Below are 12,529 nucleotides of genomic sequence, written 5' to 3'. Positions count from 1 at the left end.
ATTATTTTAGTATCTTTACACATTTAGCAGGGTTTCCTGCCCATATTTCATTAGCTGGTATACTTTTGGTTACAACAGCACCTGCTCCAATAACCGAATTTTCTCCAATAGTTACACCTTTTAAAATTATACTATAAGCTCCAATGAACACATTGTTTCCTATCACAACCGGTTTTGTTTTCACCGTTTGAATATTATCACCAGCCAAACGTTTCATGGGATCTATATTATGGAAATCTGTATCATATATATGTACACCAACCCCCAATTTTACATTATCACCTATTAAGATTTTATTAAAGCACATTATGGTTGTTGCTGTCATACCAACATTATCTCCTATTTTTAAATGGGCATTATTGCGAACTTCTATCTTACTTTTTCCCTTAATGCCAGAGGCATTTAAAACAGCCCAATTACCTATTGTGAAATTACATCCTATATCACATGAGGCATGCAAAGACAAATGAACAAAAGGTATACCGGAACTTTCCAGATTTCGACCAAACGAGACGTTATTTGTCCAAAATTTTATTTTCGTGAAGAGTGTAGACAAATGCATACACATACAACAATAACACAGTCTTAATAGTTTAGAAATGAAGAAAAAAGTATATTTCATACTACAATAAAAGTTTCTTTAAAAGACAAATACTCCAAAAACGTAATAAAGATAAATTATAAGGGAAATATTGAAATGATTTCAATAAATAATAAGCTACCTTATTATAATAACGATGTTCTACATATACAGATATTATAGATTTGAATATTCCGATTGCACTCTGTGGAAATCTTTGATATAATACTTTATGTTTTCTCAATAAAGTATTATAACCTTGAATCCTCTTTGACGGATTACTTGTTATGGAATCCTCCATTATATAATATAAGACAAGAGGTTCGGATATAAAAACAATATTATATTCTGACACAATACGAATCCATAAATCATAATCTTGTGAGGAAAGTAAAACGGTATCAAATCCATTTAATTCACATAAAACTTCTTTTCTTATCAAAGGAAATGAACTTCCACCTATATAATTAGTGGCTAATAAATTTTTTAACGGAGTGTCACACGTATCTTTAATGAAAGACATTTCATTTTTATTGCCATTAGAATAAACATTTATCCCAGAGCAATAAACCATTGCTATATTAGAGTTTTTAGATATTGCGGCATATTGTTTAGATAGTTTTTCCGGAAACCATTCATCATCATCGTCAAGAAATGCGATATATTCTCCATTAGCATTCTTTATGCCTTCATTCCGAGAATAACATGCACCCATATTTGCCTCATTATGAATAATGAATAATCTTTTTCCCATGTAATTCTTCTCAATCAATTGATTTATTTTCTCAATGTATGGAGGATAATCATTTACAATTATCAACTCAACATCTGAATATGTTTGATTCCACACAGTGTCTATTGCCCGTTTTAAAATAAGCATTTCGCGTTTATACGTTGTTATTATGACAGAAATCATATTGCAAATTACTTATATAAACAAAAATTAAATAACATATAATAATAATGATATCTAAACATATAGTAATTAAATAATAATGCCACTATTGTTAAACTTAGAAGTAAAGAATTCATCTTTATATTAAAAAGTATCCTATATTTATTACCTATTGGGGACACCAAACTCTCCAAGCAAAATAAAGGAACCAAAAATATCATCTCAAAAGAGAATCTAGATAAAATATTTGTTGCCAAATTAACAGATGTAGCACCTATACAAAAACATCCCAATAAAAAAACATAGTTTTGTAACATTGTTGTTTTATAACTTTTTAGCATCTTAGTAAAAAAATAAAGAACAACAATTACATGTAAAATGCGAAAACTTCGCATGAGAATATAGGATTTTCTATTATTAAATGACTCACTATCAAAATTTAAAGATTCTGATGTACTATCTGTATATGCTTCTACATGATGGTTAAGAGATTGAAATACACTATTATCAGAGTCTGTTAGGAAAGGAGAAAAAGTTAAAACATAAAATGACCAAAATATTACAAAACAACCCATAACCAACAATGTTTTTTTACGAATACATAGCAATAACAAAATTCGTAAAACGATAAGAATCCAAGCTGATGAATGCAAAAAAGCAGATATAAGATAAAGAAATATACACCACAATATTATATATATATGTTTTTTATAATATAAATCTAATACTATAGCATGAGCAAATACAGCAAACGCCAAAGCGTTACGTACACCATTTGCACAATCATAAAAGTCTATCGTAATAATTATAAGTATCAGTAAATAATTTATTTGTAAATTTTGTAAAGAGTATCTTTTACTTAATAATAGCACATTCTTCATTGGCAAATAATAAATAAAGAATATAGATATTGCGGAATAAAAATTATTATATGAAAAGAAACTCAAAAGATAAAAATATAGCTTTAGTGCATCGCGTCCAGTAAAATAAAAACTTGATTCAATATCATTATCAAAATACTTCCATCCAAATTTCCTTATTTGATTAAGATGCGAAAATGCTACTTGCAAATCAGAATTAATATCTACACTTTGAAAGAATGCCAACCCTGCAAAAAACAAAGCAACAAAAAACACTCTATTTTCTCTATCTCTGGATTGAGCATTGTAAAGTATAAATACAAGAAAACAAAGGGTAATGAAAAATAATATCATAACTATATATTCTTAATAAAACGCGCAGGAATTCCACCAACAATGGTATTATCTGGAACTGATTTTATTACAACAGAGCCTGCAGCGACAACAGAATTTGTTCCTAAAGTAACACCTTTCAAAATAACAGCATTCGCGCCTATCCATGTTCCTTCTTTAATAAGAATTGGGGCAGAAATGAATCCATTTTTATTATGTAAGTCATGATCATGATCTATTATAACAACATTATTGGCAATTGTTACATTAGATTCTATTTCTATCTTATCAACCGAAGTAATTGAAACATTATGATTCATAAAAACATTATCTTGAATTTTTAGAAATCCGTTATCAACCATTAAGTGTATGTTTGTTCTAGTTTGCAACCTCCTACCAATCACAACTTTACCTTTATTTTTTATTTTTATATCAAGATATTGACCCCATAATTGGATAAATGAAATTCTTAGACCTAAATGTAATATTCTTGCAATCACAACATAACAAAAATTCGTTATAATTTTAAAGTAATAACAAAATCTACTCATCTATAAGCCTTTCTATCTTTTTATATTCATCTAAGTTTGAATATGTCCTGTTAACAACTCTATCTTTCATAAACACAAAATCAACACCATCTAACATTAACAACCTAAAGAAATTATAAACTTCCACATCTATATTCGGAAGTATTATTCCGTCTTTTCCATTATTTATTTGCTCTTTAGCCGATGCATATTCTGTAACAACAGGCACAAGACCTAACATTTGGGCTTCAGTTACAGCCATTGGCTTACCTTCGTATCTTGACGGAAGAAAAAAAACATCACATTCACGAACAAGTGGAAGTGGATTACCAAACGCTCCACACATAAAAACATGATTACTAAGCCCACCATTTTCAATCATATTTGCCAGCTTATCAGAATCTAATCCATCACCAATAATATACCATCTAAAACTTTCCTTCAACAATCCTTCTTTCTTTAACAAAGCCAAAGCATTAACACCTCTATCTAATCCTTTATGACTAAAAACAATTCGACATACTGAAACAAAATTAATATTGTTCTTATTAAACAATGGCAAATGCATTTCAACATATTCAACAGAACGTTTCTTAACAAATTTATCAGATAAAAGGTTTTCTACAACAATACTTTTATTTGAATATTTAGGGAATAATTCATCAAAAGTTTGTTTGCAATATTCTGAAACAAGTACAATTTTATCGGATTTATTCAAGAACTTATCATCTATTCTCGCATTCATTTTGGCTCCTTTATAATCAACATGAATCCAAGATATATATTTATCCGCCAAAACAGAAGACATCGTGTAATAAAGCGGCAAACACTCTATAAATGATATAGCAACATCATATTTTGTTGTTATAGGCTGACAGTAACGTAATGTATCTATTGACATTATTTGCGTACGATAATTTGGATATTTCATGATTTTATTCCAAAATATTCCTTTCACCATGCTAAAAATACTCGTTAGGCTAAAAAGTTTGCGCAAAGTCAAAGCCTTTTTTTTATCAGAAGAAATTAAATAAGGTAAAACATTCACACTCTGTGGAATCATAAAATCATACGTTCCTTTATCACGCAACAGCAAATCAACCTTATATTTCTTAGTATCTAATTCATTTAACAATGACAACAAAGATGTTGTGCTTCCACCTATTGAAAGAGTATTATATACTATCAATATTGATTTCATCTCAGGTTTATGTTTTATTTTATAAAACAAATATTATCAAACTTACTTTCTCTTAAATCTATTTTTTATGTAATTAAATAGAATTATCCGTTCTTCTGTCTTTAAACCAAAAGATATAACAATAAATAATGTTATTATGAAAGAAGAAATTCCATTTAACAAAAATAGCCCCAAGCCATTACCATCTATATATACATATTTTGAAAGAATATACGCTAGACCTAATACGAAAACATTTTTAAGGACAATATCTTTTGTAAATATTTTATAACTATATTCAGGTGTCATATTTTTCAATATTATAAAACGTGCATATAAGCCAATAAAAGTAATAACAACTGTCGGATACATTGCCATATATGGCAACCCTCCTATTCTTAGAACGAGATAAGAAATAGGGAGTTCACTCAACATTACTATAGAAATAACTATTTGGAAAACTTTTATACGTCCTGTGGCCTGCAAGGCTGTAACAATTGGAGTAGCCATACAACCTATTATTGCTACTATTAAAGTCAACTGTATAAACTCTATCGTATATGTGGGATAATCTCCCAACCATAAAGATAACAAATAACGTGTATTAATAATCAAAGGTATACACATAATCCCCATTAAATAAGGAGACAACCTACATCCTGCATATACCATATTTATTGTTCTTTTTATATTTCCTCCAGAATATTCCTTAGTTATTTGTGGATTTAATGCCATTAAAAAACTTGCCGTAAAATTATACATAATACCATTAACCTGATTAGCAATTCCGCGTGCTGCATTTACCACAGTACCAAAGAATAGATTCAAAATAATGTTTGAAGCTTGATCTTTAAACGAAAAACCTAAATTACCAACAAAACTCCAACCAGCAAATGAAAAGAAATTTATTATCATTGGTTTAGTTGGCCGTTCCATTTGCTTACATTCTATAAAATGCTTTGTACAATAGCCCCTATATATAAACCAAAAAGAACTTTGTACAAGCAATCCGAGTATAGCATATGTTATAAGCTTGTCCCACGGAGATAATAATAATAAATATACAATAATTAGTTTCATTATTGTATTTCCAATACCAACATATGCAAAAACATCCATTCTCTCATGAGCAACTATTACAGAATTATACGGCACTGTAATTATAGACAATATAGTTGTTAATATAGCGCATTGATATACCCAATTTGCAGCATTCATTCTTTCTGATACAATATTCAAATGTGTATTTAGGAACCATAATCCAACAGTCTCTGCCACAAATAACACAAAAACACCTAATAATAGATGTATTATGATAGACGTTGTGAAAACCTGCTTAAGTTTTTTTACATCTCCTGTTCCAAGTTCATAGGAAATAAAACGTTGGGATGCGGACGTTAAAGCTACTGTTAAGAAAGAGAGCATTCCAACAACCCCTCCTACAATATTATGTATGCCATAATCATTTACACCTAACGTGTTAAGGACTACGCGACTTGTATATAGACTTATAACAATAACAAATAATTGCCTTAGATAAAGTAACAATGTGTTTATTGCTAAACGTTTATTATTTGTTGATAATTGTGACATAGCTATTATATTTATAATATACCAAATATTTAACCCTTCTTTGGAATAAAACGAACTATACTCCATATCGGAGCAAAAATTTTATCTACAATAACACAACATACCATCATTATCAACGTAATAAAAAGTAACATAATTAATAAGCAAGGCAAAGTTTGCATATATGGGATAAATAAATCAACAGTATTTTTCAGGACAATATTTCGTATCACAGTCTGATCTGTTATAAGGTAAACAGCAAAAACAGAAGAAGATAAATAGTTTATCATACGTGATGAAAATTGCATTTTAGCAAAACACAAAAACAATAATATCGCATTAAAAATTAATCCTGGACTATTATAACCGAAGCAAAGTAACATTACAACCTTATTTATAACACTTCCAAAAAAATATAACTAGATAGCATTATAAACATATTAAAACATATAAAAATAGCGAGTAGTGTAATTGTATTCCATTTTTGCAGGTTGTATTCAAAAATACGTATAGTATCGCCTATTACATATAAAAGGGTAAAATTCACAATGCTTTTACCATCTATCAAACTTATATCACAACGTGTCAAACACCCAAACCAAATATTTATTATAGCTAAGAACAATAACATGTAAAAACGATGTTTGATATCTAAATTGATTAGGAACTTATTAACTATAGGAACAAACAAATAGAATAATAAATATATTTTTATGAACCAATAAGGACCGCGAGATATTACTAATAAATCCCTAATGATTGTACCAAATCCAGCATGATGTGTTATATCATAAACAAGCTGAAGCGGTATATAATATATCATTGCCATCAAAAGTAATTTGCTCCATCCTCTTAAAGTTGGTTTTATTCCAAAATATCCAGAAATAAATATAAAAAGCAAAACACCTACATGTAAAGGTAACTGTAATGAATATATTATATACGAATAAGCATTTAATGGCAATATATAGTATATTATAAGATGATAATATAAAATACATGACATTGCAAATATTCGTAATAATTCAAAATTACTTTTTCGAATTATTCCATTCATTATATTAAAACTATATTAATTTGTTAGCACTCAATCTATAGACATTTTTATATCATATTTTGTGTCACTAAAATATATACAAAACGACACTTGGTCAGCAATTCCCAAATAGTCAGACCCGATTCGTCAAGTATAAAGGTATTTACTTATACGTTTATACTGTTTACAATAATTATAAGAAAATATTTAAGTTTCTTATATTATTGTCCATAAAATAGTATGGATGGTAAGAAGTCGAATCTCAAACTTGGCTTGCATCAATGGCTATAAAGCTATTAAAAGATCCATGAATGGCAACTTCATCCCAATCTACTTTGTTTATACCGTCCAGCATAGCCATAGTCCACTCAAGTAAAATCATCTGAAATTTGTTATTATCCATTATATCATTCAGTTTAGTTATAAAGTAAAGGAAACTCATTGTTGTCATTAAATGTCAATGGAACTGCACTGCATGACAGGTTTGGGGCAATATTCAAGAATACAGTTAATCAAAATTTAATCTCTCCTGAAGATATCCCGCGTATACACCTTCTCCGCCACATCATCAAGACAAGAGTCATAGCGGTTGGCTATTATGGCATTGCTAAGCTTCTTGAAGTCCTCGAGATTGTTGACGATGCGACTTCCGAAGAATGTGGAACCATTCTCTAATGTAGGCTCATAGATGACCACTTCCGCGCCCTTGGCCTTGATACGTTTCATTATGCCTTGGATAGCACTCTGGCGGAAGTTGTCGCTGTTTGATTTCATCGTCAGGCGATAGACTCCTATCACGCAATTACGCTCTTTCCGGGTATCATAACTGTTGTCACCGGCATAACTGTAATAGCCTGCTTTCTTTAGAACGGCATCGGCAATATAGTCCTTGCGCGTGCGGTTGCTCTCAACGATAGCCTCTATAAGGTTCTCAGGAACATCCGCATAGTTTGCAAGCAACTGCTTGGTGTCCTTGGGCAGGCAATATCCGCCATAGCCGAAAGACGGGTTGTTATAGTGTGTGCCGATGCGCGGGTCGAGTCCTACACCGTCAATGATAGACTGAGTGTCAAGTCCTTTCAATTCCGCATACGTGTCAAGCTCATTGAAATAACTTACACGGAGAGCAAGGTAAGTATTGGCGAAGAGTTTCACGGCCTCGGCCTCTTTCATGCCCATAAACAGTGTGTCTATGTTCTCCTTTATTGCTCCTTCCTGCAAGAGAGCGGCAAAGGTTTTGGCGGCTTCCTTCAGCTTCTCCACATCTGTCACGGTGGTTATGGCCGCATTTTCTTCCTCAAATTCAGGCCTGTCTATTATTTTGGGATATCCCACTATAATGCGGCTTGGATAAAGATTATCATACAGGGCTTTGCTTTCACGCAAAAACTCGGGAGAGAACAGCAGATTGAATGTCTTGCCTTTCAATTCTGGAATCTCTGCAAATTTCTTGGCATACTTCACATAGAGCGAACGGCAGTAACCAACAGGGATAGTGCTCTTGATGACCATCACGGCATCAGGATTGACATCCAATACAAGGTCTATCACTTCCTCAACATGTGAGGTATCAAAATAGTTCTTCACTGAGTCATAGTTTGTCGGGGCTGCTATCACCACGAAATCCGCATCGCGATAAGCCGATGCACCGTCCAAAGTGGCAGTAAGATCCAAAGGCTTCTCTGCCAGATATTTCTCTATATATTCGTCCTGTATCGGAGACTTTCGGTTGTTTATCAGTTCCACTTTTTCCGGAACAACATCCACTGCCGTTACCTTATGATGCTGGCTTAGCAATGTTGCAATACTTAATCCTACATAGCCGGTTCCGGCTACAGCTATTTTAATGTCGTTTTTCATTTCCATAAAATATTATTTTGGTTCTAAAGATATTTCCATATAATAAACGTTATCCACATCATTTACAATTCATCCCTCCTCTTTTGGAGAGGAATCGGATGGACTTTTTTCACATTGCAAAGCGATGTCCCTACTCTTGGAAGGACTATGCAGAAAACAACCACATATATACGGTATATTAGGGGTAACTCATTAGAGGATGTTTTTACGCCTGACACGTGCCAAAGGCACGTCCCTACATGTTGGAAGCCCACATCACAAAAAGATAGAAGAAGCCCTTCCTAACCTCCCCAAAGGGGAGGAAAAGGGATGAGAAGTGGAAGCATCAGGTGGGGATGCATAACCCATCCACAAGTAGGGACATGCCTTTGGCATGTATCAAACGAGAATATACCTCCAATGAATAAGCTCGGTTTTAATATACATTGTACATATCGCAAAGCGGTATCCCTATTGAATAAGATTCAAAAACGTAAAAAGTTTGGAGTAAACCCGTCTATTCAGACCTCATTTCGTTGATTACTTCGTCTGAAATATACCAGTCACTGAACAAATAAAGCATTGTTTTGGGATCATGCAGACGTTCATTAGTCTTTGAAGAATAAAACAGGTCGAATGCACGCTCTGAAGGGATGTCCAGACGCTCAGACAGTATTGTAATGATTCTGCCTATTTTATTCCACATCAACAAATCGCTCAACATAGCTTTAAGGTATCTGATAAGATTCTACAAAATGGAAGCAAGTATCTATTACAGCCTGTGTCTTGATACACAACTGACTGTTCGGTCTGTGCAATGACAACCGTTGAAGAGCGACATCCAAAGGCATAAGATTGGCCATATAAGCCTCTACTGTATCTACAACACGGTCATTTGCCACACCACCTTCTACTACATCATATATGTCATCAGTAATTATACCATTACGATTCTCAATTATAAACTTAAGCCAAGCCTGATTATATTCATCAAAATAGTGATAACGAAATTTTATCTTTACTTTATCTATATCAAGACGGTATACATTAACAATCGCTGGACTATTACGTATATATCCAACTCTTTTCGCCCACATTTCAGCCTGAGCTTTTATATCAGTAACATAAAAGCCTTTTCCAAAATCCAATCGTTCTCTTCCTGCACAGACTATCGGACTCTTTATTACTATTGTGCTACCGTGGTATACTTTCATTCTATCTTTTCAAACTTTGCTCTCTCGTGTTCAAGGCTTCGAGCACATCTGATGTTACAACTTCTCTGCTTTGAGTATGAAGTGAATCATAAAAAGGATATATAAACTTATTGAGCAAATCTACATTTTTCATTCTCGCATACATTTCCATTACGCTACACCCTATTCTTGCGGCTGCAGCTTCAACACATGATGATGCAAAGATATTCCTCAATTCTATATCTGAAGGATATGAATATCCATTGTCAGACATTAAACCTGATAATTTTATATCACTCATTATAACCCTAACTTACTTATGCAAATTTAGAGAAAAAATCCGAAATACAAACTTTTTGTATTAAAGAATTTAGCTTTATTATTGAATTTCAATTCTACCTAAAATATCAAACTGAAACTACCCTCATCGCAGAAAAACACTTTTCTGCAACAGGCGACGCCACGGCAACAGGCGTGGGCACTGCCATATCTGGACTGCAGCGCGGGATGTATCTTTCACGAAAGCTTTCAAGGCTGTGATGATATCCCCGGGCAGAACGGTATCCGCCAATGAGGAATAATGACCGGATATGACTGTGGCAAAGCCTCCGCCATAGGTGTCGAATGGAAGCGGAATGAAATCCATTCCGTTATCTTTCGATAACAACGCGCAGAATCGTGTGTATTCTTTCTCAAACAGCACATCCAGATTGTCACCTGCCGACTTGCAGGCGGTATATTCATTGAAGAAATCTCCCCAGTTGGTTATGGCAAGCATATTGCCGTCGGACCTGCGGCAAAGCGCCACATGGGCATAATAAACATAACATTCCCCATCCGCCTTTGCAACAGAGGCCATTTTACGGTCGTCGGCCGACAAAAGACGCAGATATTCCCTGAAACATGAGGCGAGACTTACTTTCAATATCACTTCCGTGAAATCACTATGGCGCAAAACCGTATAATCCCTTCCACGCGGAATACCAGTTCCTGACGTTGGGGTAAGGAACGGCCGGAGCTTGTTGTCTCTTATGATATCTGAAAGCTGGGTATCCAACAATATATCGGAACTGAAGGCAAAATACTCCGATACAGACAGAAGACTACCTGTTTCAGAGGCCTTCAATCCGGATATGAACGCATGAAGCGAAGACAGTACGGATGCATCGAAACCATCCATAAACCGAAAACATCTGCCATACCGATTGCATGACACCTTATCTGTAGCACTGCCGCATGAATGCAAACCTGAACGCATCATGTTTACCACATCCGTCAACTCCTGTATGGAATGTTGCGGAACCTCACGCAACACCCTTATAATCCTTCTAAGCAAAGAAGGAGCCGTATCAGACAATCCATAACCCTGAAGAACACCGACAAGAGTATCTATTCTTTTCCAGAGACGCACCTCATCAGCCTTGTTGCCGGCTTGCTCGTCACGCACTATTATATGTCGGTAGCTGCGGACGGACGGTATTACGATTCTCATGTTTCCAAGCCTTATCACCAGCCGGTGGTCACGTCTGCTGTTCACAGTCATCTGCTTAAGATTGCCTATCAAGCCAAGATAAGGTCCGTTTACCACCTGTATTGTCTTTGTCTTGTCAAGTTCGAAAGCCGCCTCATAGTTTCCTTCCATCACACGCAGTTCTTCAAGGTGATCTTTTAGACGCTCGTTATAAAAATGAAACATCTCAAACTCCTTGTCCGGCACGGCGGCACCGGCAATACGTTCGCGTTTTCCCGACATATATGCAGTAGGGTTTGAATAAAGATAAACGCGGGGAAATGACGCGGATGTGCCTGAAACGGACATGAAGGCACCGCTGTCGGTGACACATTTCTCAAGAATATCGGGACCGGCCTTCACAAAGAGCATACCGCCTATCGTAGGACGCATGACTACAGTACGCCTGCCATTGCGCTCGTATGTCACGCGACGGGTGGGCAGATAAACATCATCGGAAACGGGGCTTTCCCCTGTTCCATCGGCAACAGAGAGTTTCAGCAGAAAATCCTTTGCATCATTTTCATAATGCGGTTCGGTTCTGACTATATACCATCCCATGGCCTATATACTCCTTGTATATATACAATTATTCCCCATAAGCAATAGCCTGTGGGGTTATAAGAAAGGAAACTCTATGATTTCCAGCACCGTTTGTCTCTTGAGCAACTTCAACAAACTCCCGATACTTTTATGTCGTCAATCTTACAGACCCGGGTCTTTTCTTCTGTAAAGCCTGTCATACGCTGTAGTGTTAAGACAACAAGTTAAAAACTTTATACCATTGACATCCTCATTATATATAAAAACAACAGCATACGCCTGTTTTCCAAATAAGGATTAAATTCCGAATGCAAAATTAGGGAAAATATCCGACTTATGCACACCTTTATGCTTTTTATTTATTTTTTTAACAATGCCGAACGCTGGGACATATATTATATATCATCGGTGAATATTTTCACATGACACGTAAAAAACATCCTCTAATGAGTTACCAA

12 protein-coding genes are annotated in these 12,529 nt (G+C 34.4%); all 12 read right to left on the bottom strand.

The window, feature by feature from the left end:
- Position 1: 1 nt before the first annotated feature.
- A complete protein-coding gene (locus HPS56_RS10660; protein ID WP_216655792.1) occupies positions 2-622 on the bottom strand; it encodes an acyltransferase in 621 nt (206 codons plus the stop codon).
- 1 nt (position 623) lies between these two features.
- Positions 624-1,496: a glycosyltransferase family 2 protein gene (locus HPS56_RS10655; RefSeq protein ID WP_256372618.1), complete on the bottom strand. Its 873-nt coding sequence runs from the start codon at positions 1,494-1,496 to the stop codon at positions 624-626.
- 8 nt (positions 1,497-1,504) lie between these two features.
- Positions 1,505-2,689: a hypothetical protein gene (locus tag HPS56_RS10650; protein ID WP_172276311.1), complete on the bottom strand. Its 1,185-nt coding sequence runs from the start codon at positions 2,687-2,689 to the stop codon at positions 1,505-1,507.
- A 2-nt stretch (positions 2,690-2,691) separates the two neighbouring features.
- On the bottom strand, positions 2,692-3,168 hold the full coding sequence (locus tag HPS56_RS13555) for an acyltransferase (protein ID WP_285822043.1): 477 nt from the start codon (positions 3,166-3,168) through the stop codon (positions 2,692-2,694).
- 43 nt (positions 3,169-3,211) lie between these two features.
- Complete coding sequence (locus HPS56_RS10640; RefSeq protein WP_172276307.1) at positions 3,212-4,399, bottom strand: glycosyltransferase; 1,188 nt, start codon at positions 4,397-4,399, stop codon at positions 3,212-3,214.
- A 42-nt stretch (positions 4,400-4,441) separates the two neighbouring features.
- Positions 4,442-5,971 carry a lipopolysaccharide biosynthesis protein gene (locus tag HPS56_RS10635; protein ID WP_172276305.1) on the bottom strand — a complete coding sequence of 510 codons (1,530 nt, stop codon included), beginning with the start codon at positions 5,969-5,971 and terminating at the stop codon, positions 4,442-4,444.
- A 1,277-nt stretch (positions 5,972-7,248) separates the two neighbouring features.
- A complete protein-coding gene (locus HPS56_RS10630) occupies positions 7,249-7,389 on the bottom strand; it encodes a hypothetical protein (RefSeq protein WP_172276303.1) in 141 nt (46 codons plus the stop codon).
- Between the two features lie 116 nt (positions 7,390-7,505).
- Positions 7,506-8,846: a UDP binding domain-containing protein gene (locus HPS56_RS10625; RefSeq protein ID WP_253952446.1), complete on the bottom strand. Its 1,341-nt coding sequence runs from the start codon at positions 8,844-8,846 to the stop codon at positions 7,506-7,508.
- 496 nt (positions 8,847-9,342) lie between these two features.
- A complete protein-coding gene (locus tag HPS56_RS10620) occupies positions 9,343-9,549 on the bottom strand; it encodes a DUF3791 domain-containing protein (RefSeq protein ID WP_172276301.1) in 207 nt (68 codons plus the stop codon).
- A gap of 4 nt (positions 9,550-9,553) precedes the next feature.
- Positions 9,554-10,039 (bottom strand): DUF3990 domain-containing protein, encoded by a 486-nt coding sequence (locus HPS56_RS10615; protein WP_172276299.1) that lies wholly within the window; start codon positions 10,037-10,039, stop codon positions 9,554-9,556.
- 1 nt (position 10,040) lies between these two features.
- Positions 10,041-10,319: a DUF3791 domain-containing protein gene (locus tag HPS56_RS10610; RefSeq protein WP_253952445.1), complete on the bottom strand. Its 279-nt coding sequence runs from the start codon at positions 10,317-10,319 to the stop codon at positions 10,041-10,043.
- A gap of 123 nt (positions 10,320-10,442) precedes the next feature.
- Positions 10,443-12,089 (bottom strand): transcription termination/antitermination NusG family protein, encoded by a 1,647-nt coding sequence (locus tag HPS56_RS10605; protein ID WP_172276297.1) that lies wholly within the window; start codon positions 12,087-12,089, stop codon positions 10,443-10,445.
- Positions 12,090-12,529: the final 440 nt, after the last annotated feature.

The organism is Xylanibacter muris (assembly GCF_013166605.1).
In the GTDB taxonomy this organism is placed as follows: Bacteria; Bacteroidota; Bacteroidia; order Bacteroidales; family Bacteroidaceae; genus Prevotella; species Prevotella muris.
This window is presented reverse-complemented; position numbering and strand designations above follow the sequence as displayed.

Coding starts and splice junctions, on each gene's coding strand:
- HPS56_RS10660 (WP_216655792.1), bottom strand. CDS start 622: ATGAAATATACTTTTTTCTTCATTTCTAAACTATTAAGACTGTGTTAT.
- HPS56_RS10655 (WP_256372618.1), bottom strand. CDS start 1,496: ATGATTTCTGTCATAATAACAACGTATAAACGCGAAATGCTTATTTTA.
- HPS56_RS10650 (WP_172276311.1), bottom strand. CDS start 2,689: ATGATATTATTTTTCATTACCCTTTGTTTTCTTGTATTTATACTTTAC.
- HPS56_RS10640 (WP_172276307.1), bottom strand. CDS start 4,399: ATGAAATCAATATTGATAGTATATAATACTCTTTCAATAGGTGGAAGC.
- HPS56_RS10635 (WP_172276305.1), bottom strand. CDS start 5,971: ATGTCACAATTATCAACAAATAATAAACGTTTAGCAATAAACACATTG.
- HPS56_RS10630 (WP_172276303.1), bottom strand. CDS start 7,389: ATGGATAATAACAAATTTCAGATGATTTTACTTGAGTGGACTATGGCT.
- HPS56_RS10625 (WP_253952446.1), bottom strand. CDS start 8,846: ATGAAAAACGACATTAAAATAGCTGTAGCCGGAACCGGCTATGTAGGA.
- HPS56_RS10620 (WP_172276301.1), bottom strand. CDS start 9,549: ATGTTGAGCGATTTGTTGATGTGGAATAAAATAGGCAGAATCATTACA.
- HPS56_RS10615 (WP_172276299.1), bottom strand. CDS start 10,039: ATGAAAGTATACCACGGTAGCACAATAGTAATAAAGAGTCCGATAGTC.
- HPS56_RS10610 (WP_253952445.1), bottom strand. CDS start 10,319: ATGAGTGATATAAAATTATCAGGTTTAATGTCTGACAATGGATATTCA.
- HPS56_RS10605 (WP_172276297.1), bottom strand. CDS start 12,089: ATGGGATGGTATATAGTCAGAACCGAACCGCATTATGAAAATGATGCA.